Origin of the sequence: Rhizobium esperanzae, assembly GCF_002204185.1 — a bacterium.
GTDB classification, from domain to species: Bacteria; Pseudomonadota; Alphaproteobacteria; order Rhizobiales; family Rhizobiaceae; genus Rhizobium; species Rhizobium esperanzae.
Genome location: NZ_MXPU01000002.1, coordinates 410110 through 434220, shown reverse-complemented (window position 1 = coordinate 434220; position 24111 = coordinate 410110). Strand labels below are relative to the sequence as shown.

General features: G+C 61.2%; 25 protein-coding genes and 1 rRNA gene. 15 read left to right on the top strand and 11 right to left on the bottom strand.

The annotated features are described in order from the left end of the window. Window positions 1-236 (bottom strand): 16S ribosomal RNA (locus tag B5E41_RS04345); the annotation flags it as partial. 48 nt (window positions 237-284) lie between these two features. Beyond that, on the bottom strand, window positions 285-464 hold the full coding sequence (locus B5E41_RS31150) for a hypothetical protein (RefSeq protein ID WP_141098740.1): 180 nt from the start codon (window positions 462-464) through the stop codon (window positions 285-287). Window positions 465-881: 417 nt separating this feature from the next. On the opposite strand from B5E41_RS31150, the gene lhpI reads away from it, so the two are divergent. The 4 genes from lhpI to B5E41_RS04325 all read left to right on the top strand — a co-directional run bounded on the left by lhpI (window position 882) and on the right by B5E41_RS04325 (window position 6287). After that, window positions 882-1829 carry a bifunctional Delta(1)-pyrroline-2-carboxylate/Delta(1)-piperideine-2-carboxylate reductase gene (lhpI, locus tag B5E41_RS04340; RefSeq protein ID WP_088391323.1) on the top strand — a complete coding sequence of 316 codons (948 nt, stop codon included), beginning with the start codon at window positions 882-884 and terminating at the stop codon, window positions 1827-1829. Then, window positions 1826-4291, top strand: a complete 2466-nt coding sequence (hrpB, locus tag B5E41_RS04335; protein ID WP_088391321.1) for an ATP-dependent helicase HrpB — start codon at window positions 1826-1828, stop codon at window positions 4289-4291. Before lhpI ends, hrpB begins: the two co-directional genes overlap by 4 nt. 21 nt (window positions 4292-4312) lie before the next feature. Then, the gene (locus tag B5E41_RS04330; protein ID WP_088391319.1) at window positions 4313-5641 is read left to right on the top strand and encodes an ActS/PrrB/RegB family redox-sensitive histidine kinase; all 1329 of its coding nucleotides are present in this window, start codon (window positions 4313-4315) and stop codon (window positions 5639-5641) included. A 67-nt stretch (window positions 5642-5708) separates the two neighbouring features. Then, entirely contained in the window at window positions 5709-6287 is a 579-nt protein-coding gene (locus tag B5E41_RS04325) for an ActR/PrrA/RegA family redox response regulator transcription factor (RefSeq protein ID WP_064800168.1), read from the top strand. 12 nt (window positions 6288-6299) lie between these two features. On the opposite strand, the gene B5E41_RS04320 is transcribed toward B5E41_RS04325, so the two are convergent. Beyond that, window positions 6300-6794 carry an MmcB family DNA repair protein gene (locus B5E41_RS04320; RefSeq protein ID WP_088391317.1) on the bottom strand — a complete coding sequence of 165 codons (495 nt, stop codon included), beginning with the start codon at window positions 6792-6794 and terminating at the stop codon, window positions 6300-6302. Window positions 6795-6973: 179 nt separating this feature from the next. On the opposite strand from B5E41_RS04320, the gene B5E41_RS04315 reads away from it, so the two are divergent. Beyond that, complete coding sequence (locus B5E41_RS04315; protein ID WP_088391315.1) at window positions 6974-7657, top strand: L,D-transpeptidase; 684 nt, start codon at window positions 6974-6976, stop codon at window positions 7655-7657. Window positions 7658-7726: 69 nt separating this feature from the next. Here the strand turns inward: B5E41_RS04315 and B5E41_RS04310 are convergent, their stop codons facing one another. The 5 genes from B5E41_RS04310 to hslV all read right to left on the bottom strand — a co-directional run bounded on the left by B5E41_RS04310 (window position 7727) and on the right by hslV (window position 14522). Further along, the gene (locus tag B5E41_RS04310; protein ID WP_088391313.1) at window positions 7727-9898 is read right to left on the bottom strand and encodes a malate synthase G; all 2172 of its coding nucleotides are present in this window, start codon (window positions 9896-9898) and stop codon (window positions 7727-7729) included. Window positions 9899-9983: 85 nt separating this feature from the next. Then, window positions 9984-11396 carry a cytochrome P450 gene (locus tag B5E41_RS04305; RefSeq protein ID WP_088391311.1) on the bottom strand — a complete coding sequence of 471 codons (1413 nt, stop codon included), beginning with the start codon at window positions 11394-11396 and terminating at the stop codon, window positions 9984-9986. A gap of 48 nt (window positions 11397-11444) precedes the next feature. Next, window positions 11445-12392, bottom strand: a complete 948-nt coding sequence (locus B5E41_RS04300; RefSeq protein WP_088391376.1) for a DUF1402 family protein — start codon at window positions 12390-12392, stop codon at window positions 11445-11447. 189 nt (window positions 12393-12581) lie between these two features. Then, window positions 12582-13889, bottom strand: coding sequence for an ATP-dependent protease ATPase subunit HslU (gene hslU / locus B5E41_RS04295; protein ID WP_064708200.1), 1308 nt, complete (start codon window positions 13887-13889; stop codon window positions 12582-12584). A 105-nt stretch (window positions 13890-13994) separates the two neighbouring features. Next, the gene (hslV, locus tag B5E41_RS04290; protein ID WP_064800163.1) at window positions 13995-14522 is read right to left on the bottom strand and encodes an ATP-dependent protease subunit HslV; all 528 of its coding nucleotides are present in this window, start codon (window positions 14520-14522) and stop codon (window positions 13995-13997) included. A gap of 177 nt (window positions 14523-14699) precedes the next feature. Here hslV and hisB point away from each other — a divergent pair, with 177 nt between their 5' ends. Genes hisB through coaA form a run of 9 tightly spaced genes read left to right on the top strand, consistent with a single transcriptional unit; the run spans window position 14700 to window position 20130 of the window. Beyond that, window positions 14700-15308: an imidazoleglycerol-phosphate dehydratase HisB gene (hisB, locus tag B5E41_RS04285; protein WP_088391374.1), complete on the top strand. Its 609-nt coding sequence runs from the start codon at window positions 14700-14702 to the stop codon at window positions 15306-15308. Between the two features lie 21 nt (window positions 15309-15329). After that, on the top strand, window positions 15330-15815 hold the full coding sequence (locus B5E41_RS04280; RefSeq protein WP_088391309.1) for a DUF2628 domain-containing protein: 486 nt from the start codon (window positions 15330-15332) through the stop codon (window positions 15813-15815). A 2-nt stretch (window positions 15816-15817) separates the two neighbouring features. After that, the gene (gene hisH, locus B5E41_RS04275) at window positions 15818-16468 is read left to right on the top strand and encodes an imidazole glycerol phosphate synthase subunit HisH (protein ID WP_088391307.1); all 651 of its coding nucleotides are present in this window, start codon (window positions 15818-15820) and stop codon (window positions 16466-16468) included. Window positions 16469-16520: 52 nt separating this feature from the next. Then, complete coding sequence (locus B5E41_RS04270; RefSeq protein WP_088391305.1) at window positions 16521-16703, top strand: hypothetical protein; 183 nt, start codon at window positions 16521-16523, stop codon at window positions 16701-16703. After that, window positions 16700-17257: a hypothetical protein gene (locus tag B5E41_RS04265; protein WP_088391303.1), complete on the top strand. Its 558-nt coding sequence runs from the start codon at window positions 16700-16702 to the stop codon at window positions 17255-17257. Before B5E41_RS04270 ends, B5E41_RS04265 begins: the two co-directional genes overlap by 4 nt. Window positions 17258-17263: 6 nt before the next feature. Then, window positions 17264-18010 carry a 1-(5-phosphoribosyl)-5-[(5-phosphoribosylamino)methylideneamino]imidazole-4-carboxamide isomerase gene (hisA, locus tag B5E41_RS04260; RefSeq protein ID WP_088391301.1) on the top strand — a complete coding sequence of 249 codons (747 nt, stop codon included), beginning with the start codon at window positions 17264-17266 and terminating at the stop codon, window positions 18008-18010. Beyond that, window positions 18010-18798 carry an imidazole glycerol phosphate synthase subunit HisF gene (hisF, locus tag B5E41_RS04255; RefSeq protein WP_088391299.1) on the top strand — a complete coding sequence of 263 codons (789 nt, stop codon included), beginning with the start codon at window positions 18010-18012 and terminating at the stop codon, window positions 18796-18798. Before hisA ends, hisF begins: the two co-directional genes overlap by 1 nt. A 16-nt stretch (window positions 18799-18814) precedes the next feature. Beyond that, complete coding sequence (locus B5E41_RS04250; protein ID WP_088391297.1) at window positions 18815-19138, top strand: phosphoribosyl-ATP diphosphatase; 324 nt, start codon at window positions 18815-18817, stop codon at window positions 19136-19138. Then, window positions 19135-20130 (top strand): type I pantothenate kinase, encoded by a 996-nt coding sequence (gene coaA / locus B5E41_RS04245; protein WP_011423444.1) that lies wholly within the window; start codon window positions 19135-19137, stop codon window positions 20128-20130. The genes B5E41_RS04250 and coaA overlap by 4 nt, the downstream gene beginning before the upstream one ends. 14 nt (window positions 20131-20144) lie before the next feature. Here the strand turns inward: coaA and B5E41_RS04240 are convergent, their stop codons facing one another. The 3 genes from B5E41_RS04240 to B5E41_RS04230 form a co-directional block, all read right to left on the bottom strand. Next, the gene (locus B5E41_RS04240; protein WP_088391295.1) at window positions 20145-20756 is read right to left on the bottom strand and encodes an alpha-ketoglutarate-dependent dioxygenase AlkB family protein; all 612 of its coding nucleotides are present in this window, start codon (window positions 20754-20756) and stop codon (window positions 20145-20147) included. A gap of 1 nt (window position 20757) precedes the next feature. After that, complete coding sequence (gene arfB / locus B5E41_RS04235; RefSeq protein WP_064805811.1) at window positions 20758-21195, bottom strand: alternative ribosome rescue aminoacyl-tRNA hydrolase ArfB; 438 nt, start codon at window positions 21193-21195, stop codon at window positions 20758-20760. A 185-nt stretch (window positions 21196-21380) separates the two neighbouring features. Then, window positions 21381-22991, bottom strand: a complete 1611-nt coding sequence (locus tag B5E41_RS04230; RefSeq protein ID WP_088391293.1) for a phosphoenolpyruvate carboxykinase — start codon at window positions 22989-22991, stop codon at window positions 21381-21383. Between the two features lie 338 nt (window positions 22992-23329). On the opposite strand from B5E41_RS04230, the gene B5E41_RS04225 reads away from it, so the two are divergent. Beyond that, a complete protein-coding gene (locus B5E41_RS04225; RefSeq protein ID WP_210191816.1) occupies window positions 23330-24067 on the top strand; it encodes a response regulator transcription factor in 738 nt (245 codons plus the stop codon). The last annotated feature ends 44 nt before the right edge of the window (window positions 24068-24111 follow it).

The window sequence follows — 24111 nt, the reverse complement described above, 5'->3', positions numbered from 1 at the left end:
TAGGCCTTTACCCCACCAACTAGCTAATCCAACGCGGGCCGATCCTTTACCGATAAATCTTTCCCCCAAAGGGCACATACGGTATTAGCACAAGTTTCCCTGCGTTATTCCGTAGTAAAGGGTACGTTCCCACGCGTTACTCACCCGTCTGCCGCTCCCCTTGCGGGGCGCTCGACTTGCATGTGTTAAGCCTGCCGCCAGCGTTCGTTCTGAGCCAGGATCAAACTCTCATGTTGAGAATTCAATCATTGGCAATTACGTCACGTTCTGAATCGACGAGAACTTCACACCTGTTTTCCAAACGCCAAACCGAAATCCAACGTCAAAAACCAGTGTAACTTCTCTTGATAAACGTGACCGCCAAAGTCTCTTTCAAAGAACCAGCATCGCTGCCGATCCCGCAAGCTCCGCCGCCCACGTTTCTCTTTCTTCTCATCTTCAATTGTCAAAGAACCGACGACCATCAGCCGTCACCAAAACCCGTTCCAAACTCGCGCCCAGAACACAAACCAGCAATCGCCAATCCGCTTGAGTTTCTTTAGAACGAAAGACTTCGTCGCCAGCAGCGCCGCCGCCCTCGTTCAGTGAGTGGGCTTATAGAGCTAACCCCTTTTCTAAGTCAACACACCAAGCCAAAGTTTTTTGACATTTTTGTAACAGGTTGATTCACAAAGGATTTTTGATTTACCGTTCGAAACCGCGCAAATTTACTGCCCGATCTGGCAGTTCCGGGGATTCGTTTTCGCCGAATCTCGATAAATCGCTTCGACCGCGAGGCCATGACCTATATGGGAAGCGGCGAGATGAAATTCCAGGGCGCTTGCCTCTCACGCACGCCACTCGCTAGTTTGCCGGGGAGAAAATGATCGGCGGAGTGAAAAATGCTTGTCCTCAACGAAGAACAGACGCGCGCGGCCCTGCCCTGGCCTGAGCTGATCGAAGCGATCGCCGCCATGTTTGCGAGCGAATGCGTGATGCCGGTGCGTCATCACCACGAGATGGACGTGCCCGGGGAAGAGAGCGCGACGCTGCTTCTGATGCCGGCCTGGGTTCCCGGGCGTCATGCCGGGGTGAAGGTAGTTTCGGTCTTTCCCGGCAATACGCGGCGAAGCCTGCCGGCAATCTCAGGAACCTATCTTCTTTCCTCGGGCGCGACCGGCGAAATGCTGGCCGTGATCGACGGCGCCGAGCTGACGGCGCGGCGGACCGCGGCGGCATCGGCGCTCGCCGCCCGTTATCTCGCGCGCCCGAATGCGGAGGAAATGCTCGTCTGCGGAACCGGGAGGCTGTCGCTCAACCTGATGCTCGCCCACGGCACGACCCGGCCCATCAAGAGATACACGATCTGGGGACGCAACGCGCAGGCGGCGGAGAAGGTCGCGGCGGAAGCGCGGGCGCTGGGCCTCGATGCTAGAGCCGTCGCCGACAGGGAGGCGGCGGCACGGACGGCCGACATCATTTCCTGCGCCACGCTTTCCAGCGACCCGCTGATATCAGGGGAATGGCTGAAGCCCGGCGCACATCTCGACCTCGTCGGCGCGTTCAAGCCGAGCATGCGCGAAAGCGACGACGAAGCCGTTCGCCGCGCTTCGGTCCATGTCGATACCCGCGCCGGCGCCACCAGCGAGGCCGGCGACATCGTTCAGCCGCTGACAAGCGGCGTGCTCGACATGAACGACATCCGATCGGAGCTTGCGGAACTCGTCAGCGGCGCCCATGGGGGGCGAAGCCATGACGAGGAGATCACGCTGTTCAAATCGGTCGGCGCAGCACTCGAGGATCTCGCCGGCGCCATTCTTGCCTATGAGACGGTGGCGGGCCGCAAGTGACGATCAGTGCATCATTGCCGGAGCTTCCGGTTTCGCATGTCCTGCCCGCCGTCGCGGCGGCACTGGCCGAGCAGAGACGCGCCGTTCTTTCCGCTCCGCCAGGCGCCGGCAAGACGACGCTGGTGCCGCTCTACCTGCTCGATCAGCCCTGGCGCGGCGACGGCAAGATCATCCTGCTCGAACCGCGGCGGCTGGCGGCGCGAGCCGCAGCCAGCCGGATGGCGTCGCTCATCGGCGAACAGGTGGGCGAGACGATCGGCTACCGCATGCGCCTCGACAGCAGGATATCGGCGGCGACCCGGGTCGAAGTGGTGACCGAAGGGGTTTTCGCCCGGATGATTCTCGACGATCCGGAGCTTTCAGGCGTCTCGACCGTGCTTTTTGACGAATTCCATGAGCGGTCGCTCGATGCCGATTTCGGGCTGGCGCTGGCGCTCGACGTGCAGTCGGCGCTGCGCGAGGATCTGCGCATCCTGGTGATGTCGGCGACGCTCGACGTGGAGCGTGTGGCCACCCTGCTCGATCACCCGCCTGTCATCGAGAGCCTGGGGCGCAGCTTTCCGATCGATGTCCGCTATCGGGACCGCCCCGGCGGCGAACGCATCGAGGATGCCGTCACCCGAGCGATTATCGAAGCACATGCCGACGAGGAAGGCTCTATCCTCGCCTTCCTGCCCGGCCAGGCGGAAATCACGCGCACCGCAGAGCGCCTGCAGGGGCGATTCGGGCCTGAAACCTTGATTGCCCCTCTCTACGGCAATCTCAGCCAAAAGGAGCAGGATGCGGCGATCCGGCCTGCACCCAAAGGAACGCGCAAGATCGTCCTTGCCACCTCGATCGCCGAAACCTCGATCACCATCGACGGCGTCCGAATCGTGATCGACAGCGGATTGCAGCGGCTGCCGGTCTTCGAGGCCTCGACCGCGATTACGCGGCTCGAGACGGTGCGGGTGTCGCGGGCCTCCGCCGATCAGCGGGCCGGCCGCGCGGGACGAACGGAGCCCGGCATCGCCATCCGGCTTTGGCATCAGGGGCAGATGGCGGCACTGCCGGCCTTCACGCCGCCGCAGATCCTCTCCAGCGATCTCTCCGGCCTGGTGCTCGATCTCGCGCATTGGGGCGTCCAGGATCCGGCATCGCTTGCCTTCGTCGATCAGCCGCCGGAAACGACTCTTAAGGAGGCGCGGGCGCTGCTCGGCCAACTGGGAGCGCTCGACAAGGATGGAGCGTTAACCGTCCGCGGCAAGATGATGCGCGATCTGGCTCTGCCGCCGCGGCTTGCCGCCATGGTCGTCTCATCAGGCGAATCGGGCCATGCCCGGGAGGCGGCGATGATTGCCGTGCTCCTGACCGAACAGGGACTTGGCGGACCGAGCATCGACATTGAGGACCGGCTGCGGCGCTTCAAGGCCGAGCGCGGCGAAAGAGCCGATGCCTCGCGGCGGCTGGCGGGGCGGCTGGCTGCCGGCCTCGATACCGTCACCAGGGCCGCACCTGTACTGGCGGGTCAGCTTCTGCTGCATGCTTTCCCCGATCGGATCGCGCTTCAGCGCGGCGGGCGCGGGCGATTCGTCATGGCGAACGGGCGGGGAGCGGAACTGCCGGAAACCGAGAGGCTCGCCGGCAGCCAGATGCTCGTCATCGCCGATCTCACCGGGCGCGCGGCACAGGGGCGGATTCTGGCGGCGGCCGAAGTGACTCGTGCGGATATCGAAGCCGAACTGCCTGGCGAGATCAGAACCGATGACCAGACATTCTTCGACCGGCAAAGCCGGCAGGTGCGGGCGCGGCGGGCAACCCGGCTCGGCGCGATCATCTTCGAAGAGACGCCGTTGCCGCGTCCTTCCGGGGCCGCCATCACTCAGGCGCTGATGGAGGGCGTGCGCGAACTGGGGCTCGATCAGCTCGCCTTCTCGAAGGAGGCCCTGCAGCTTCGCGAACGGATCGGTTTCCTTCATCGGACGATCGGTGATCCCTGGCCCGATGTCAGCGACGATGCTCTGCTTTCCCGGCTGGAGGAATGGTTCGCTCCCTTCCAGGAAGACGCCCGCAGCCTCTCCGAGATTTCTGCGGCAGGACTTTCGAACGGGCTGATGTCGCTGGTGCCGCACGAGCTGCAGCGCGATCTTAGCCGGCTTGCGCCGACGCATTTCGAGGCGCCGACCGGTCAAAAACATCCTATCCAATATGAGGGCGAGGAGCCTATCTTGACGATCCGGGTGCAGGAGTTGTTCGGGCTCAAACAGCATCCAGCGGTCGCCGGAGGCCGCCTGCCGCTGCTCCTGGAGCTGACGTCGCCGGCGCACCGGCCGATCCAGACGACGCGCGACCTGCCCGGTTTCTGGGCGGGCTCGTGGAAGGACGTACGCGCCGAGATGCGTGGACGCTATCCGCGCCATCCCTGGCCGGAGCGGCCGGAAGAGGCGTTACCGACGACACGGGCAAAACCACGTGGTACATGAGAGCCATCAAGGAGCCCCGGCATGATCGACAAGCCCGGCGTGATCGACAAGACGCAAAGCCATACGCTGGAAGACCGGCACAGCAGCCGCAGGCTGCGGCTGCAGACGCTGGTGCGGCTGCGCTGGCTTGCCGTCGGCGGCCAGGCGCTGACGGTATTCATCGTCGCCTTCTGGCTGAAATTTCCCTTGCCGCTGATCGCCAGCTCCTCGCTGATCGCCGCTCTTGCCTGGGTGAATTTCTACCTGACGATCCGCTATCCGCCGACGCACCGGCTGGCGCCGCCGGCCGCCTTCGCTTTGCTTGGCTTTGATCTCCTGCAACTCTGCGCGCTGCTCTTCATCACCGGAGGCCTCGCCAATCCCTTCGCCGCACTCGTCTGCGTGCCCGTCATCATCTCCTTTGCCTCACAGCCGATCCGCTACAGCACGGCGCTGATCGGCTTTGCGATGGTCTGCATTACAGTGCTCGCCTTTTCGCCTTTCCCGCTGCCCTGGTTCGACGGGGTCGAGATCAATGTCCACAACGTCATGCAGTTCGGGGTCTGGTGCTCGATCGCCTCGACCATGGCCTTTGCCGCCTTCTATGCCTATCGCGTCTCGATGGAAGCAAGCCAGCTTGCCGATGCGCTGGCCGCGACCGAACTGGTGCTGCAGCGGGAAAAGCATCTCTCGCAGCTTGACGGCCTGGCTGCGGCGGCAGCCCATGAACTCGGCACGCCGCTTGCCACGATCAGCGTCGTCGCCAAGGAAATGGAGCGCGAGCTCAAGGACGATGATCGCTTTCGCGAGGATGTCATGCTGTTGCGGAGCCAGAGCGAACGCTGCCGTGACATTCTGCGGCGGCTGACGACGCTCTCCTCGGAAGGCGAGGCGCATATGCGCCGGCTGCCGCTTTCCTCGATGATCGAAGAGGTCGTCGCGCCGCACCGGGAATTCGGCATCACGCTCGAGCTTATCGAAAAAAGCCCACGCAAAAGCGAGCCGGTCACCGACCGCAATGCCGGCATCATGTACGGACTCGGAAACCTCATCGAAAATGCCGTCGATTATGCCAGGGAGAAAGTGACCATCACCGTCGAGCACGATCACGACAAAGTGCTGATCGTCATCGAGGACGACGGCAATGGTTATTCGCCTGACATACTGACGCGAATCGGCGAGCCCTATGTGACCAAGCGGCAGAAGGAAGATACGGCCGGCGGCCTCGGGCTCGGACTTTTCATCGCCAAGACGCTGCTGGAGCGCTCGGGCGCATCGCTGATTTTCGAGAACCGCGAGCCGGAAAGAGCCGGCGCGCGCATCCGCATCGAATGGCCGCGAATGCTGATCGACGCAAATTCGACAAAATGAGTTTATGGGCATAAGTAGAAGAAAAACGGTTGACCAAGATCAGGCCCAACCGCCGGGACTCGAGACGATGACAGAACAGAATCATGGAAATTTCGCCGCATCGGATGAAGACCATATCGGGCCCGACGCCAGCCTGCTGATCGTCGACGATGACGGGCCGTTCCTGCGCCGTCTCGCACGGGCAATGGAGACGCGCGGCTTTGACGTGGAGACGGCCGAATCAGTGGCGGAGGGCGTTGCCAAATCGAAAGGCAGGCCGCCGAAATATGCTGTGGTCGATCTTCGCCTCGGCGACGGCAACGGGCTCGACGTCATCGAAGCGATCCGCCAGCGGCGTGACGACACGCGGATCATCGTGCTGACCGGCTACGGCAATATCGCAACGGCGGTGACGGCGGTAAAACTCGGAGCCGTCGATTATCTGGCCAAGCCTGCGGATGCCGACGACGTCTTTTCGGCACTGACGCAACGGCCGGGCGAAAAGGCGGAACTTCCGGAGAATCCGATGTCGGCCGATCGGGTGCGCTGGGAACACATCCAGCGGGTCTATGAAATGTGTGAGCGCAATGTCTCGGAAACGGCACGCCGGCTCAATATGCACCGGCGAACGCTGCAGCGCATCCTTGCCAAACGCGCGCCGAAATAGACGAAACCTTCGTCAGACATCATCCACGGTGAACGGTTTTCCGTTCGCCCATTCGGCCATCATCAGCCTTTGCGCGGCGGCACGCGAGAAACTGAGCGTGACGGATTTGCGCGTGGCCGGCGCCATGCGGTGTTCCGGCGCCTCGCGAATCATGTGGGCGCCATAGCCATCCGAGAGAAAGAGCCCGCATTCCTCCGGAAAGATGTCGAGCGGCACACCTTCATAAGTCGCAAAGAACAGGCGATCGCAATGCAGCCTGTATTCCGGCCATTTGCGATCCACCCGAAAATCCTCGATCGATGTCTTGATTTCGATAATCCAGACTTCGCCCTTTTCCGAAAGCGTGATCAGATCGGCGCGGCGGCCGCTGGCGAGCGGCAGTTCCGGCAGCACGGCATGGCGCATTTCATGCAGCAATATCTGCGTTCCGCGCCGCACGATCATGGCCCTGTCCGATTGCCGGCCATCGATTAACGGATTGTTATTGTAAACGCTCAAAATCGTCATGGATAACCGTCGCAGAGCCGGGTGTGTTGTTGCAAAAAAACCATGCGCTTTTAATTTGCGCAGCAGACGAATTCGTCGCGCCACAGTAGCCTTGCAAAGCGCAAGTTAATCGAAAATAAACCATAATCAACGATGGTCGAAAGACTGTTCTCCTCGCCCAAAAACTTCAAGAGTTATCTATGCGCATCCGCAATGCATTCCTTGTATTTGGCCTGCTGACGACGCTCGCACTGGCCGGCTGCTCCACCAATTCCGAAAGCGCATCCGTCGACGATAAGGGCGCAGGCCCGACGGTACAGACAGCTCAAATCTTCAACGACGCCTATGGCGTGACGAAGGATGCCGGATATTCCCTCCCGGCGATCCCGATCGACAGGGTCAAGCCGCAGTTCCGCCGCCAGGTCGTCAGCTACCAGACCACCGAGCGTCCAGGCACCATCATCGTCAATACGCGCGAGCGCTTCCTCTATTACATCCTGCCGAACGGTAAGGCGATGCGTTACGGCATCGGCGTCGGCAAGCAGGGCTTCGCATGGGCCGGCACCGCCTACGTCGCCTGGAAGCAGGAATGGCCGACCTGGCACCCGCCGAAGGAAATGGCCGAACGCCGCCCCGACGTCGCCAAATACGTCGAAGACGGTATGGGCCCCGGCCTCAGCAATCCTCTCGGCGCGCGCGCCATGTATCTCTTCAACGACGACGGCAAGGACACCCTGTTCCGCCTGCACGGCACGCCGGAGTGGGCTTCGATCGGCACCGCCGCTTCCTCGGGCTGCATTCGCCTGATGAACCAGGACGTCATCGACCTCTACAGCCGTGTCCGTCCCGGCAAGGGGACCTCCAAGGTCATCGTCATCCAGTAAGCTAGATACCGAATTCGGTATAAAAAAGGCCGCCGGACTGTCGTCCCGGCGGCCTTTTCGTATTCTCGGTCACCCCGATTGTTTCGCCTTGAGCTCGAGGCGGCGGCGGTGAAGCACTGGTTCCGTATAGCCGTTCGGTTGCTCCCTGCCCTTCAGGACGAGATCGAGGGCGGCCTGGAAGGCGATCGAATCATCGAAATTGCCGGCCATTGGCCGGTAGGCCGGATCCGACTCGTTCTGCCGATCGACGATGGCAGCCATGCGTTTCATCGTTTCGACGATGTGAGCTTCGGTGACGACCTTATGATGCAGCCAATTCGCCATGTGCTGGGCCGAAATGCGCAAGGTCGCGCGATCCTCCATCAGGCCGACGTTGTTGATGTCGGGCACTTTCGAGCAGCCGACACCCTGATCGATCCAGCGCACGACATAGCCGAGGATACCCTGGGCATTGTTATCGAGCTCTCGCTGGATTTCCTCCGGCGTCCAGTTCGGCCGCACCGCAACCGGCACGGAGAGAATGTCTGACAGCTTGGCGCGGGCCCGGTCCTTCAGCCCCTGTTGAACCCGGGCGACATTGACGCGGTGATAATGGGTGGCATGCAGGGTTGCAGCCGTCGGCGAAGGCACCCAGGCGGTATTGGCGCCGGCCTTGGGGTGGGCGATCTTCTGTTCCAGCATCGCCGCCATCAGGTCCGGCATCGCCCACATGCCCTTGCCGATCTGCGCATGGCCGGAGAGGCCGCATTCCAGACCGATATCAACGTTCCAGTTCTCATAGGCCGATATCCACGCTGCCTGGCGCATATCGCCCTTGCGAATCATCGGACCGGCTTCCATCGAAGTATGGATCTCGTCGCCGGTGCGGTCGAGGAAACCGGTATTGATGAAGACGACGCGCTCGCGGGCGGCACGAATGCACTCCTTGAGGTTGACCGTCGTGCGCCGCTCCTCGTCCATGATGCCCATCTTGATGGTGTTGCGCGCCATGCCGAGCGCATCTTCGACCCGGGAGAAAATCTCGACGGCGAAGGCGACCTCTTCTGGCCCATGCATCTTCGGCTTGACCACATACATAGAGCCGGTGCGGGAATTCTTCTTCCGGCCGCCGGGACCGATATCGTAAAGCGCGATCAGAGCGGTGATGACGGCATCCATGATGCCCTCAGGCACTTCGTCGCCGTCCTTGTCGAGGATCGCGGGATTGGTCATGAGATGGCCGACATTGCGCACCAGCATCAACGAACGGCGATGCACCTCGAACGAAGCGCCATCCGGGCCGGTATAGTCCAGATCCGGGTTGAGTTCGCGGATGAAGGTCGTTCCGCCCTTTGCCACTTCTTCCCGCAGATCGCCCTTCATCAGGCCGAGCCAGTTGCGATAGACGACGACCTTATCTTCAGCATCGACGGCGGCAATCGAATCCTCGCAGTCCATGATCGTGGTGATCGCCGATTCCAGCCAGACATCGGAAATATGGGCCGGATCGGCCTTGCCGATCGCCGTTGTGGGGTCGATGACGATATCGATATGAATGCCGTTATTCTTCAGGAGAATGCGGGTCGGCGCCGCGGCTTCACCGCGATAGCCGGCAAAATGCCCGCCATTCCCGAGCATTGTCTGCTCGCCGTCGACCGATCTGACGACGAGCGTTCCGTCCTTGACGGCGAAGCTGCCGACATCCTTCCAGCGGCTGTCCTGGAGCGGCGCCGCCGTATCCAGGAAATCACGCACCCAGGCGATGACCTTTTCGCCGCGCTTCGGATTGTAGCCCTTGCCTTTCTCGGCGCCGTCGCCCTCGGGAATGGCGTCGGTGCCGTAGAGCGCGTCATAGAGCGAGCCCCAGCGGGCATTGGCGGCGTTCAGGGCGTAACGCGCATTCATCACGGGAACGACGAGCTGCGGACCGGCGATCGAGGCAATCTCTGGATCGACCTTTCCGGTCGAGACCTGGAAGTCCGATCCTTCCGGCAGAAGGTAGCCGATGCTGCGGAGAAAGGACTGATATTCGTCCATATCCAACGGGACGCCATGCTGGCGATACCAGTCATCGATCTTCGTCTGCAGTTCGTCGCGTTTGGCCAGCAGCGCGCGATTGCGCGGGGCGAGATCGTGGACGATCGCCGAAAAATCGGCAAAGAACCTGTCCGCATCGATCGCCAGACCCGGCAGAACCTCCTGCGTCAGGAAATCGTGAAGGACGGTTTCGATGGCAAGACCGTTCTTATCAATGCGGCTCATGCGATATTCTCCCTGGCAACGCCTGTGAATGCTGCCACTTTGCCCGGCTTTCATTCACAGTCAATTCCGCAATAGTTCGAAAGATTTATGCCGTTCGGGAAATTATGCGCGACGTCACGCGCATGGGAAGCCCGTTCTGCGGCTGAGTCGTCAGTTTCTGCACCGGCCAGGGATTGGTGGTTGCCGTCTGATCGAAACGGAAACGGTGCATCATCACGGCCAGTGCGATCACCGCCTCCTGCAGCGCGAAGGTCGCGCCGATGCAGACGCGCGGGCCAGCGCCGAACGGCAGAAACTGGAAGCGGCCGATGCTGCCACGGTTTTCCGGCAGGAAGCGCTCCGGCATATAGGCGCGCGGCTTTTCCCAATAAAGTTCGTGACGATGCAGCGTCCAAGGCATGATAAGCACGGTGATATCGGCCGGTATTTCGACCTTTTCGCCTTTGGCGTTTATCCAGAGGTCATCGGCTATGGCGGCGCGATTAATCGAGGGGGCCGGCGGATAAAGTCTGAGAGCTTCTTCAAAGGCCGCCCGCGTCACCGGCATCAGATCCAGCCATTCCACCGGTTCGGCTCCAGTCGCCAGGACGGCATCGATCTCCGTCTCCATCGCCTCGCGAATATGCGGGCTGTTGGCCACACAATAGAGCGTCCAGGCAAGCGCACGCGCCGTCGTCTCGTGCCCGGCACCGATGAAAGTCAGGATATTGTCCTCGATCTCCTCCTTGGTCAGGCCATCCGGACCTGCCTGTTCCAGGAGCAGCGTCAGAAAATCGTCCGGTGCGGCGGCGCGATCGGCCTTCATCTTCGCCAGACGCATATCCATGGTATCGCGAACGATCGCCCTGAATTTTTCCAGTACCTTCTGACCGCCGATTCGGGTGAGACGCGGCACCCAGGCGGGCGCGCGCAGCAGGTCCATCGGGTCGATGCGGCCCATGCGGTGGAGAAGCTGATTGACGTCGTCGGCGAAATGACCGCTCGACGAGACGATTTCGCCGGAAAACAGCGTCTCGGCAAGAATAGCAAAGGTCAGATCGGTCATGTCGGTGGCGATATCGAAGACCTGGCCAGCCGCATCGACATTCTCGTATTTGCGGACGAAATCTTCCGATTGCCGCAGCATCTGGCCGGCAAAACCTTTGGCGTGGCGCGGCGTGAAGACCGGCGCGACCGCCTTTCGTGATCGCTTCCAGACCTGGCCTTCCGCCGTCAACAACCCATCACGCAGGATCGGCCGCAGCACCAACTGGCGAATGTCGGACATGCGGTAATTGGCGGCATTGTCGACCAGCACGTGCTTGATCAAGCCGGGATCGTTGACGATGAGGGTGTGTTGCCCGAAGAAACTCGTCTTGATCCAGGGCAAAGTATAAGAAGGCTCGCCCCAGAGTTCGAGCGGGTTGCGCAGGATGATTCGGATGATATCCAGCCGGCTCGGGGGCACGGTGCGCGGCAGCGGTGCCGGCGGAACGAAGGGGTCCGGACGCATGTCCATCGTCAAAGCCTTTCGGGGAAGAGCGACGCCTTCCCGGCAAGCTTGAAGCTAGAGCAGGCCCTTGAGTTCGTCCAGCTTGTCGTTGATCAGCCAGCCGTAATAATTCTCTTCGGGCCAAACGGTCGCGCCGGAAGAGCGGTTTTTCGCAGCCAGGGCTGCGGCACGCTGGCGTGAGTTGCCGACATTGTACAGCGTCGCCGTCAGGCCGGGGTTGCCTGAGATGTCCATGCCGGCAATCTCCTTGTAATCATCGATCGACCGGCGGATCGAGGCCGCGACGAAGGCGAGCGAGATGTCGGGATCCATGATCGCCTTATAGACGTCGCCGGCATTCTTCTCGTTCAGCTTCGGATAGCCGGAGACGCGGCTGACGAGATCGGAAAGCATCAGCGCCGTCAGGGGATTGACCTGGCCGAGGCCGAAGGTCTGGCCGGCGTAAAAGGGCTGGAAGAAGACCGCGCTGAAGCGGTTGTTGGGGAAGCTCTCGCCGCCCACCGTCTTGCCGCGGAAATCGCTTTCCCAGACATCTTCGCGGCAGGACCAGAGCGTGTAGGAATCACTCTTGCCCTTGCACTGCGCAAATTGCGGCCGCGCCACGAAATCATCGACGTTTTCGCCGTCATAGGCGAAGCGGAAACTTTCCCCGGCATAAGAGGCCGCCTTGACATAATAGGCCTGCAGCCGGTCGTAGGCGTCGACATTATAGGTATGTTCGCCGACGATCGCGCCGATGACATGGATAGGATTGATGCCGTAAGCGCTGGAAACCTTGCGGATCTTGGCCATCAGCTCGCGATCGGTCGCGAGAAGCTCATGGACCTTCTCATATTTCAGATCGAAGCTGCTCTTGGTGCCCTTGGTGCGGCGGACGGACGCGCCGGGAATATCGGGCTGCTCAGCATGGCGATTGCCGGCCGGCACCGTCTGCATGGCGAAGGCAGGCGCCGAATTCACCAGGGCAACGGCAATCAAAAGGCTTGTCAAAAGGCGTCGCACGATCCGCTTATCCCGTCCGTTCATCGTCCTGTTCGCGATGCGGCTGACTGGACCAGAATCTTGGCCGAATAAAGCCGCGGCGAAAAACAAAACGGGCCTTCACTAAGAAGGAAAAGGCCCGTTGTCGATAGCCGAGGTCAACAGAATGCGGCATTCACATCGGTAAAGCCATGAACCGGTGCGTCGATATCACAGGATGAAGCGTGACAGGTCGGTATTCTGCGCAAGATCGCCGACATGTTCGCGCACATAGGCTGCATCGATCGTGATGGCTGCCCCGGCCCGATCGGGCGCATTGTAGGAAATATCGTCCAACACCCGCTCCATCACCGTCTGCAGCCGGCGTGCGCCGATATTCTCGACCGAGGAGTTCAAGTGCACGGCGACATCGGCGAGCGCATCGATCGCGTCCTCGGTGAAATCGAGGTTCAGATTTTCGGTTTCCATCAGCGCCCTATACTGGCGGATGAGGCTTGCTTCGGTTTCCGTCAGGATCCGGCGGAAGTCCTCCTTGTTCAGCGGACGCAACTCGACGCGGATCGGCAGGCGACCCTGCAGCTCCGGCAAGAGATCCGAGGGTTTGGAGACATGGAAGGCGCCGGAGGCGATGAAGAGGATATGGTCCGTCTTCACAGGCCCGTATTTAGTCGAAACCGTCGTGCCTTCGACGAGTGGCAGGAGATCGCGCTGGACACCTTCGCGCGAAACGCCGGCGCCCATGCCGCCGTCGCGGGCGGCGATCTTGTCGATCTCGTCGAGGAAGACGATGCCGTCGTTTTCGGTAGAGCGGACGGCCTCGCGCTGGATCACCTCGTTGTCGATCAGCTTATCGGATTCATCGCGGATCAGATCGGTATAGGAAGCCTTGACCGTCGTGCGGACCTTCTTGGTGCGGCCGCCCATCGCCTTGCCGAACATTTCCGACAGGTTGAGCACGCCGATATTGGCGCCCGGCATGCCGGGTATTTCGAAGCCGCCCATGCCGGAACCGGCGTCGGCCACTTCGATGTCGATTTCCTTGTCGTCGAGTTCGCCGTCCCTCAGCTTCTTGCGGAAACTTTCGCGGGTGGCGGGCGAAGCGGTGGTGCCGACCAGCGCATCGAGCACACGCTCCTCGGCGCTCACATGCGCCTTGGCCTGGACCTCGGCCCGCTTCTTTTCGCGCACCAGGCCGATGCCGACCTCGACCAGATCGCGGATGATCTGCTCGACATCACGGCCGACGTAACCGACTTCGGTGAACTTGGTGGCTTCGACCTTGATGAAAGGCGCGCCGGCAAGTTTTGCCAGACGGCGGGAAATCTCCGTCTTACCGACACCGGTCGGGCCGATCATCAGGATGTTTTTCGGCATGACTTCGTCGCGCAGGCTCGGGTCGAGCTGCTGGCGACGCCAGCGGTTGCGCAGCGCGATCGCGACGGCGCGTTTGGCATCATGCTGGCCGATGATGTAGCGATCGAGTTCGGAAACGATCTCGCGGGGGGAAAAGGTCGTCATTGCGTATCATTCTCCTGGCGGTCCGGAACCATCGGCGCCCGGCCGCAATTCATCGTTGTCGCGCCGCGGCAGGTCAGCCGCGGCAGCAGCCGAAAGGCCCGGGATTCAGCTTTCGACGTCCAGCAGTTCCACCACGATATTGTGGTTGGTGTAGACGCAGATGTCGGCGGCGATATCGAGGGCGCGCCGGGCGATCTCCTCGGCCGATTTGTCGGTATCCATCAGTGCACGGGCGGCGGCGAAGGCAAAATTGCCGCCAGAACCGATCGCCGTCGTGCCATGTTCGGGCTCCAGAACATCGCCGTTGCCGGTGATTGCTAGCGTGATCGACTTGTCGGCGACGAGCATCATGGCTTCGAGATTACGCAGGTATTTGTCGGTGCGCCAGTCCTTGGCGAGCTCGACGGCGGCGCGCATCAGCTGGCCGGGATATTGCTCCAGCTTCTTTTCAAGCCTTTCGAGCAGGGTGAAGGCGTCAGCCGTGGCGCCGGCGAAACCGGCGATGACCTCGCCCTTGCCGATGCGCCGCACCTTGCGGGCATTGCCCTTCATGACGGTCTGGCCGAGGCTCACCTGGCCATCGCCCGCCATCACCACCTTGCCGCCTTTTCGAACTGTAATGATTGTTGTCATAAAACACCTGTCTGCCCATGACGCGGGCCTTTATACGAGACCGCAAACCGGCCCTTGTTGAACCCTATGTAAGCAGGCCGGAGCCGATTGCAAATGGGCGGGCTTTTCTCCTGGCCGGCTTCTGGATATTTGCCGATGCGCCTGATAAGGAACGGCCTTATTCCGATGGAGGGCCACATGGCCGAGACCGCAGCAAGCCGCAGGGGCAGCGTTGCCCGCAAGACCAACGAGACGTCGATTTCCGTTTCCGTCAACCTCGACGGCACCGGCAAATCGAAGATTTCGACCGGCGTCGGCTTCTTCGACCATATGCTCGACCAGCTTTCGCGGCATTCCCTCATCGACATGGAAATCGACGCCAAGGGCGACCTGCATATCGACGATCATCATACGGTCGAAGATACCGGCATTGCGATCGGCCAAGCGATCTCGAAAGCGCTCGGTGACCGGCGCGGCATCACACGCTACGCTTCGATCGACCTCGCCATGGACGAGACGATGACCAAGGCTGCGGTCGATCTTTCGGGTCGGCCCTTCCTCGTCTGGAATGTCGCCTTCAGCGCGCCGAAGATCGGCACCTTCGACACGGAGCTCGTGCGCGAGTTCTTCCAGGCGCTCGCGCAGAACGCCGGCATCACCTTGCATATTCTCAACCATTATGGCGCCAACAACCACCATATTGCCGAGACATGCTTCAAGGCGGTCGCCCGCGCATTGCGCACGGCGACAGAGATCGATGCGAGACAGGCGGGCCGTGTTCCCTCAACGAAGGGCACGCTGGTCTGAGCCCCTCAGGGAGCGGCGACAATGACCTCAAGCTATATTTTCCTGACACCGCCGGGCGGGGCGAGCGTAGCGACCGAAGAGGTGCGCACGATTCGCGACGGCTTCACCTGGCTCGGCTTCCTGTTTCCATGGGTTTGGCTGCTGGTGCACCGGCTATGGCTGCATGCGGCCGCGGCGTTTCTCTTGCAGGCAATCGGCGGCGCACTGATGGACGAACCCGGTCTGGGGCCGGCGGGCGCGGCGATCATGCTGGGCGTGAATATAATGGTCGGTCTCGAGGGCCAGAATTTCCGCATCCGCAACCTTGCCGCCAAGGGCTGGAATGAGGACGCCCTCATTGCAGCCGATAAGCTCGATATTGCCGAGCAGGTCTACTTTGCGGACAAGACGGTCCCTGCGGCGAGTGACGACACGGTCGCACCGGGCTGGCAGACCAAGCCCGGTGCAAACAGCCCGCCTGGCCAGGCAACATCGCTTGGTCTCTTTGGTTTTGATGGAGGACGCTGACGATGCGCGTCGCGATTATCGACTACGGTTCCGGCAACCTTCGTTCGGCGACCAAGGCTTTCGAACGCGCCGCGCGCGAGGCGGGCATCGATGCCCAAATCGATCTCACCGATAAGGCGGAGGACGTTGCTGCGGCCGATCGTATCGTGCTGCCCGGCGTCGGCGCATACGCCGATTGCCGGCGCGGACTGGACGCCGTGCCCGGCATGAGCGACATGCTGATCGAGGCTGTCGGGAACAAGGCGCGGCCTTTCCTCGGCATCTGCGTCGGCATGCAGCTCATGTCGTCGCGCGGTCTGGAGAAAACCGTGACGCACGGCTTCGGCTGGATCCCAGGCGACGTCATCGAGATGACACCTGGCGATCCCGCCTTGAAGATTCCGCAGATCGGCTGGAACACACTCGACCTGAAGCGCGAACATCCGCTGTTCGACGGTATTCCCACCGGACCGCAGGGACTGCACGCCTATTTCGTGCATTCCTATCATCTTGCCGCCCAAAACCCCGAGGATGTCATTGCGACCGTCGATTATGGCGGGTCGATGACCGCCCTCGTCGGGCGCGACAACATGGTAGGCGCCCAGTTTCACCCGGAAAAGAGCCAGAAGCTCGGCCTCGCCCTGATCGCCAATTTCCTGCGCTGGAATCCGTAATACCTCCGCCTTATTTCCTCTTTATGGAAAGGGCGGAACAGGAGTGCACTCGATGCCGGCTTGGCGGAAATCAGGCAAGGTGTTCTATATGCTGCGGCCCTCCAAGGAGGGTCTGCCTCCCTTCTCGGACATCCGGCTTCCCGACGGGACGATCATTCGCCGTGTCGACGAAGCCCTCCATAAAAGAGCGCTTTCCAATGCGGCCAAGGCATTGAAAGAAAGGCTGGACCGATGATCCACGAATTCCTTGCCGGCAACGAGAATTCGCAGCTGCGCGCCAATGGGATCAACGCAAATGATATCACCGAAGCCGTGCTGGAATTCTATATCGAAGGCGAAGACGATCTGATCGGCCTGCTTGCCTATGCCCTTTACGAGCGGCAAAAGCGCGATTTCGTCGTCAGCTATCGCAAGCGGAATGCCGGCCGTTCACCCAATGAGGCCGAGCTTGCCGCCGTTTCCAGCAACTATCTCTCTACCGACCTGCGCAATACGCTGCGCGATCGCGCCTCGCAGATTCTTTCGAGCTATGCCGAGACCTATGTGGAGGCGATGGAGCCCGATATCCGGCTCGCCGCCGTCAACAGCGACGCGTTGCGGCGGGTGCGCGAGATCGAGACATCGGTGAAGAAGCGCCTCGGCTTCTGGCGCCAGGTGCGTGCCGGCTTCATCGTCATCCTTCTGCTTCTGCTGCTTTTGAGCGCGGCCGCCATTGCCGCTGTCTTTTTCCGCTCGGATATCGTAGATGCGTGGAATGCGCTGATGGCAGCGATCACTCTACGGACGTAAGACGACATGATCCTTTTTCCCGCGATCGATCTGAAGGGCGGCCAATGCGTTCGCCTCAAGCTCGGCGACATGCAACAGGCGACGGTTTACAACACCGATCCCGCCGCCCAGGCGAAGTCCTTCGAAGACCAGGGATTCGAATGGCTGCACGTGGTCGACCTCGACGGCGCCTTCGCGGGACATTCGGCCAATGGCGATGCCGTCGAGGCGATCCTGAAGGCGACGAAAAATCCGGTGCAGCTCGGCGGCGGCATCCGCACGCTCGACCACATCGAAGCCTGGCTGTCGCGGGGGTTGCGGCGGGTCATCCTCGGCACCGTCGCCGTCAGAAATCCCGAGCTGGTCATCGAGGCCTGCCGGAAGTTTCCCGGCCGCGTCGCCGTCGGCATCGATGCCAAGGGCGGCAAGGTGGCGGTCGAGGGTTGGGCTGAAGCTTCCGAACTCGGCATCATCGAGCTTGCCAGGAAATTCGAGGGCGCTGGCGTTGCCGCGATCATCTACACCGATATCGACCGCGACGGCATCCTGACCGGCATCAACTGGAGCTCGACGCTGGAACTCGCCGATACCGTGTCCATTCCCGTTACCGCTTCGGGCGGCCTGGCCTCCATCGCAGATATCAAGCGCATGCTGCAGCCCGATGCGCAGAAGCTGGAAGGGGCGATTTCAGGCCGGGCGCTTTACGACGGCCGCATCGACCCCAAGGAAGCGCTGGCGCTGATCAAGGCCAACAGGGCCAAGGAGACTGCGTAATGACCCTCAAGGCCCGTGTCATTCCCTGCCTCGACGTCAAGGACGGCCGCGTCGTCAAGGGCGTCAATTTTCTCAATCTCGTCGATGCCGGCGATCCGGTCGAAGCGGCGAAGGCCTATGACGCGGCCGGCGCCGACGAGCTCTGCTTCCTCGACATCACTGCTTCCTCGGACAATCGCGAGACGATTTTCGATGTCGTGTCGCGCACAGCCGATCAATGCTTCATGCCGCTGACGGTCGGAGGCGGGGTCAGAACCATCGCCGACATCCGCAAGCTCTTGCTGTGCGGCGCCGACAAGGTGTCGATCAACTCGGCCGCTGTCAGCAATCCCGACTTCGTCGCCGAGGCGGCCGACAAGTTCGGCGACCAGTGCATCGTGGTCTCGATCGACGCCAAGCGCAGGCGTCGCCAAGCGGTCGGCGGCGACAATCTCAGCGCCTGGGAAATCTATACGCATGGCGGCCGCAACGCGACCGGCATCGATGCCGTCGAATTCGCGCAGAAGATGGTGGCGCGTGGGGCCGGCGAACTGCTGGTCACCTCCATGGACCGCGATGGCACCAAGGTCGGCTACGACCTGGAGCTGACGCGGACGATCGCCGATGCAGTGCGTGTGCCGGTCATTGCGTCCGGCGGTGTCGGCGACCTCGACGATCTCGTGGCCGGGGTGAAGGAAGGCCATGCCAATGCAGTGCTCGCCGCATCGATCTTCCACTTCGGCACCTATACCGTCGGCGAGGCAAAACACTATATGTCGAAGTGCGGCATCGACATGCGTCTCGACTGAATTCTGAGAACGAACAATGAGCGGATTTTCCCTTTCCGACCTCGAACGCATCGTCGAAGAGCGATCGAAAGCCTCACCGGAGCAGTCCTGGACAGCCAAGCTCGTGGCCGCCGGCCAGCCCAAAGCGGCGAAGAAGCTCGGCGAAGAGGCAATCGAAGCGGTGATGGCGGCGGTGACCGGCGATCGCGACAATCTGACCTATGAAGCGGCCGACCTGCTCTATCACCTATTGGTCGTATTGAAGATTGCTAAAATACCGTTAGAGAATGTCATGGCCGAACTCGAGCGCAGAACCGCGCAGTCCGGTCTCAAGGAAAAGGCCAGCCGGCAGAGTTCATGAGTATCGCGACTGAGATTATCGGGGTGCCGGAGATATTGGATCACTTCCAGTCTGAATCCTATTCGCCCTACCATTTCTTCTCTTCCGAGCAATGGGCGAAATTCCGCGCCGACACGCCGCTGACGCTGACCGGCGACGAGGTCAAGCGGCTACGCTCGATGGGCGACCCGATCGATCTCGACGAGGTCCGGCGCATCTATCTGTCGCTGTCGCGCCTGCTCTCGTCGCATGTCGAATCCTCGCAGATGCTGTTCGACCAGCGCAACCGCTTCCTCAGCATGTCGGATGTGACAAAAACGCCTTTCGTCATCGGCATCGCCGGCTCGGTCGCTGTGGGAAAATCGACCACAGCCCGTATCCTGAAGGAGCTCCTGGGCCGCTGGCCTTCCAGCCCGAAGGTCGATCTCATAACGACGGATGGCTTCCTCCACCCGAACGCGGTGCTGCAGCGGGAAAAGCTGATGCAGCGCAAGGGGTTCCCGGAAAGCTACGATACCGGCGCAATCCTGCGATTCCTCTCGGCAATCAAGGCCGGGCGGCCCGATGTGAAGGCGCCGTGTTATTCGCATCTCGTCTATGACGTGCTGCCGGACGAATACAAGATCGTCGACCGTCCCGACATTCTGATCTTCGAAGGCATCAACGTGCTGCAATCGCGCGACCTGCCGGCCGACGGCAAGATCGTGCCGATGGTGTCCGACTTCTTCGACTTCTCGATCTATATCGATGCCGCGGAAGATGAGATCCACAACTGGTATGTGACGCGCTTCATGCGGCTGCGGGAAACCGCCTTCCGCGATCCCAACTCCTATTTCCATCGCTACGCCTCGATCACCGATGCGGAAGCGCTTGAAATCGCCGAAGATCTCTGGACGAACATCAACCTGAAGAACCTGCGGCAGAACATCCTGCCGACGCGGCCGCGCGCCGATCTCATCCTGAAAAAGGGCAAGGATCATCTGATCGAACAGGTCGCGCTCAGAAAACTATAGCAGGCGATCAATTTTCACGGACGAACACGGCGTAGCGTCAGATTGATGCGGCCGCCGTTCTTCAACAGCGTCGATGTCGCGGGGTAAATGCGGTCGACGCCATGATAACAAAGCCTCCCCTCGCCGCCCAGCACGACCAGATCGCCGCTCGCAAGCCTGAAGGATAGCGTGCGATCATTGCGATTGAGGCCGCCGACCCGGAAGAGGCAGCTGTTGCCGAGCGAGATCGAGACGACCGGCGCCTGCAAATCCTGCTCGTCCTTATCCTGATGCAAGCCCATGCGGGCGTCGTCCGAATAGAAATTGACGAGGCAGGCCTCTGGCGGCTTCCCATAGCCGGAAACATCATTCCAGATATCGAGCAAAAGCTTCGGCATCTCAGGCCAGGGTCTGTCGGTCGCCGGATGCGTCGGTTGATAACGATAGCCCCGCTCCTTGTCCGTTACCCAGCCGAGCGGCCCGCAATTGGTCATCCTGACCGACATCGGCTTGCCGGTGCCGGGCATGGCGGGCACATAGAGCGGCGCCTCGGCGACGACGGCACGGATCAGCTCGACCAATTCCTCCTGGCGCGCCCGCTCGAGATATCCCGGCAGATACCGGATGCCGCTCAGGAGCTCGGACATGTCATTCACCGCCGCCGGGGCGGCCGCGCATTTTCTTGACTTCCGAGCGGCCGGATTTCTCCTTCAGACGACGCTCGACCGAACCTTTGGTCGGCTTGGTCTTCTTGCGCGGCGGCGGCGGCGGCTTGGCGGCCTCCAGAATCAATTCCTTCAGCCGCTCGCGCGCATCCTCGCGGTTGCGGTCCTGGCTGCGAAAGCGGCTCGCCTCAATCATCAGCACGCCGTCCTTCGACATACGCCGGCCGGCGAGCTTGATCGCGTTGGCCTTGACGCGATCATTGAGGGAAGGCGAATTCGCAATGTTGAAGAACAGTTGGACCGCGGTCGAAACCTTGTTGACGTTCTGCCCACCGGGACCGCCCGCCAGAACGAACTGTTCCGTCAGCTCCCATCCCGCGATGGTGATCCTGTCATCGATGTAGAGCGCGTCGCTGGCCATGCGGCGTTCTATCTCATATCGGCCGGCAATTGAAAACATCGGCCATCAACGAGAAAAACCCGGCTATCCTGCGATGCCGGGTTTCACGTGAATCAGAGATTCTGTTTAGCGCAATCCCGGCAAAAGCGCTTCGCGCTTTGCCTGGCAAAACAGCTGCACACTTTTGCTGGAATTGCTTGCGCTTTTTATTCGGCGGCGGCCTTTACGCCCGGGGCCGCATCGCGGACGCCGCCATCGACGTGATTCTCGAACTTGGCGAAGTTGGCGATGAACATCGAGACCAGCTTTTCGGCCTGCGCGTCGTAGGCTGCCTTATCAGCCCAGGTCGAGCGCGGATCGAGAATGCCGACGTCGACGCCATCGACGGAAACCGGCACGGCAAAGCCGAAATTCGTATCCGTGCGGAATTCGAGCTGGCCGAGTTTGCCGCTGAGGGCGGCCGCGAGAAGGGCGCGCGTTGCCTTGATCGGCATGCGCTTGCCGGTGCCGTAGGCGCCGCCGGTCCAGCCGGTGTTAACGAGCCAGCACTCGACGCCGTGGCGGCTGATCAGCTCCTTGAGCAGGTTGCCGTATTCGGCCGGGTGACGTGGCATGAAGGGCGCACCGAAGCAGGTGGAGAAGGTCGCTTCCGGCTCGACGACACCCTTTTCGGTGCCGGCCACCTTGGCGGTGTAGCCGGAGAGGAAGTGATACATCGCCTGATCGGGCGTCAGGCGCGCGATCGGCGGCATGACGCCGAAGGCATCGGCGGTCAGCATGATGATCGTCTTCGGATGTCCGGCGCGGCCGGTTTCCGAAGCGTTCGGGATGAAATGCATCGGGTAGGCGCAACGGGTGTTTTCCGTCAGCGAACCGTCATCGAAGTCAGGCTCGCGACGTTCGTTGAGGACGACGTTTTCGAGCACGGTGCCGAAGCGCTGCGTCGTTGCGTAGATTTCCGGCTCGGCCTCGGCCGAAAGGCGGATGGTCTTGGCGTAGCAGCCGCCTTCGAAGTTGAAGATGCCGTTTTCGCTCCAGCCATGTTCGTCGTCACCGATCAGCGTGCGCGCCGGATCGGCCGAAAGCGTCGTTTTGCCGGTGCCGGAAAGACCGAAGAAGACCGCCGCGTCACCGTCCGGACCGACATTGGCCGAGCAGTGCATCGGCATGACACCCTTGGCCGGCAAGAGGTAGTTGAGCACGGTGAAGACCGACTTCTTCATTTCGCCTGCATAGGAGGTGCCGCCGATGAGAACGAGTCCGTTGGTGAGATCGCAGGCGATCACCGTTTCCGAGCGACAGCCGTGGCGGGCCGGATCGGCCTTGAAGCTCGGCAGATCGATGATCGTCAGCTTCGGCACGAAGGTCGGCAGCGCCGCCGCCTCGGGGCGGATCAGCAGATTGCGGATGAACAGCGAATGCCAGGCGAATTCTGTGATGACGCGGGTCGGCAGGGCATGGCCTTCCTCGGCACCGCCGACAAGATCCTGGGCGAACAGATCCTTGCCGGCTGCATGCGCCAGCATGTCGTCGCGCAGCAGGGCAAAATGCTCCGGCGAGAGCGGCTTGTTGTTATCCCACCAGATCTGCCCATCGGTATTGGCGTCGCGCACGATGAATTTGTCGCGCGGCGAGCGGCCCGTGTGCTGACCGGTGAGGGCCCGAAGCGCCCCCTGAGCGGTCAGTTCGGCTTCACCCCGGCGGATCGCTTCCTCGTAGAGCGCTGCGGCGGAAAAGTTGTAGCGAACGCTGGCTGCGCCGCCCAATCCAACCGTTGCAAGCTCCGTTGCCGGGTTATGAACTCCGAACTTTTCCATGGCTAGTTCCCTTTGCTCAGGCTCGCTGCCGTTAAAACTAAGCGGAAAAATACGGGGAGAAATTTTAAAAGACAAGAGACAAAAATCGAGAAAATATAGTAATATCAAATAATTAATCGATTTAAATTTGTTTCATTCTTTTTAAATCGTTTGAAGAGCCACGTTGAAACATTTCGACACACAACTTTTGGGTGCCGGGGAATTTTACAACAATCTTCCCCTTTATCTTTGCCACAATTTGTTCCACCTTTATCCTCCATAAGCGCATCCGGTCATTGAGACCGCCTGGGGACGACCAAAATCCGGGAGATTGCGCACTGATGACGGAGACCAACACCATGGCTACAATCGCGCTCGTTGACGACGACCGCAACATCCTCACCTCGGTGTCGATCGCACTGGAGGCCGAAGGATATAAGGTCGAGACCTATACGGACGGTGCCTCGGCGCTCGATGGCCTTCTGGCGCGACCGCCGCAGCTGGCGATCTTCGATATCAAGATGCCGCGCATGGACGGCATGGAGCTGCTGCGCCGCCTGCGGCAGAAGTCCGACATTCCCGTCATCTTCCTCACCTCCAAGGATGAGGAGATCGACGAGCTGTTCGGCCTGAAGATGGGCGCCGACGATTTCATCACCAAACCTTTCTCGCAGCGCCTGCTGGTGGAGCGCGTGCGCGCCGTCCTGCGCCGCGCCTCGAGCCGCGAAGCTGCGGCCGCCAGCGGCACGAGCCCCGGCGGTGCGCCGAAAGCCGGGGCGGTGCAGCAGGCCCGCTCGCTGGAGCGCGGACAGCTGGTCATGGACCAGGAGCGCCATACCTGCACCTGGAAGGGCGAGGCAGTGACGCTGACGGTGACCGAGTTCCTGATCCTGCATTCGCTGGCGCAGCGTCCGGGCGTCGTCAAAAGCCGCGACGCGCTGATGGACGCCGCCTATGACGAACAGGTTTATGTCGACGACCGGACGATCGACAGCCACATCAAACGGCTGCGCAAGAAATTCAAGATGGTCGATACCGATTTTGATATGATTGAAACGCTCTACGGAGTGGGATACCGCTTCCGCGAAGCAGCCTGAGCCTCGACGGCGCAGCGCGAGACATAATTGAGGGTTGCGGGCCG

Coding starts and splice junctions, on each gene's coding strand:
- B5E41_RS31150 (WP_141098740.1), bottom strand. CDS start 464: ATGGTCGTCGGTTCTTTGACAATTGAAGATGAGAAGAAAGAGAAACGT.
- lhpI (WP_088391323.1), top strand. CDS start 882: ATGCTTGTCCTCAACGAAGAACAGACGCGCGCGGCCCTGCCCTGGCCT.
- B5E41_RS04330 (WP_088391319.1), top strand. CDS start 4,313: ATGATCGACAAGCCCGGCGTGATCGACAAGACGCAAAGCCATACGCTG.
- B5E41_RS04325 (WP_064800168.1), top strand. CDS start 5,709: ATGACAGAACAGAATCATGGAAATTTCGCCGCATCGGATGAAGACCAT.
- B5E41_RS04320 (WP_088391317.1), bottom strand. CDS start 6,794: ATGACGATTTTGAGCGTTTACAATAACAATCCGTTAATCGATGGCCGG.
- B5E41_RS04315 (WP_088391315.1), top strand. CDS start 6,974: ATGCGCATCCGCAATGCATTCCTTGTATTTGGCCTGCTGACGACGCTC.
- B5E41_RS04310 (WP_088391313.1), bottom strand. CDS start 9,898: ATGAGCCGCATTGATAAGAACGGTCTTGCCATCGAAACCGTCCTTCAC.
- B5E41_RS04305 (WP_088391311.1), bottom strand. CDS start 11,396: ATGGACATGCGTCCGGACCCCTTCGTTCCGCCGGCACCGCTGCCGCGC.
- hslU (WP_064708200.1), bottom strand. CDS start 13,889: ATGACGACCTTTTCCCCCCGCGAGATCGTTTCCGAACTCGATCGCTAC.
- hslV (WP_064800163.1), bottom strand. CDS start 14,522: ATGACAACAATCATTACAGTTCGAAAAGGCGGCAAGGTGGTGATGGCG.
- hisB (WP_088391374.1), top strand. CDS start 14,700: ATGGCCGAGACCGCAGCAAGCCGCAGGGGCAGCGTTGCCCGCAAGACC.
- B5E41_RS04280 (WP_088391309.1), top strand. CDS start 15,330: ATGACCTCAAGCTATATTTTCCTGACACCGCCGGGCGGGGCGAGCGTA.
- hisH (WP_088391307.1), top strand. CDS start 15,818: ATGCGCGTCGCGATTATCGACTACGGTTCCGGCAACCTTCGTTCGGCG.
- B5E41_RS04270 (WP_088391305.1), top strand. CDS start 16,521: ATGCCGGCTTGGCGGAAATCAGGCAAGGTGTTCTATATGCTGCGGCCC.
- B5E41_RS04265 (WP_088391303.1), top strand. CDS start 16,700: ATGATCCACGAATTCCTTGCCGGCAACGAGAATTCGCAGCTGCGCGCC.
- hisA (WP_088391301.1), top strand. CDS start 17,264: ATGATCCTTTTTCCCGCGATCGATCTGAAGGGCGGCCAATGCGTTCGC.
- hisF (WP_088391299.1), top strand. CDS start 18,010: ATGACCCTCAAGGCCCGTGTCATTCCCTGCCTCGACGTCAAGGACGGC.
- B5E41_RS04250 (WP_088391297.1), top strand. CDS start 18,815: ATGAGCGGATTTTCCCTTTCCGACCTCGAACGCATCGTCGAAGAGCGA.
- coaA (WP_011423444.1), top strand. CDS start 19,135: ATGAGTATCGCGACTGAGATTATCGGGGTGCCGGAGATATTGGATCAC.
- B5E41_RS04240 (WP_088391295.1), bottom strand. CDS start 20,756: ATGTCCGAGCTCCTGAGCGGCATCCGGTATCTGCCGGGATATCTCGAG.
- arfB (WP_064805811.1), bottom strand. CDS start 21,195: ATGGCCAGCGACGCGCTCTACATCGATGACAGGATCACCATCGCGGGA.
- B5E41_RS04230 (WP_088391293.1), bottom strand. CDS start 22,991: ATGGAAAAGTTCGGAGTTCATAACCCGGCAACGGAGCTTGCAACGGTT.
- B5E41_RS04225 (WP_210191816.1), top strand. CDS start 23,330: ATGGCTACAATCGCGCTCGTTGACGACGACCGCAACATCCTCACCTCG.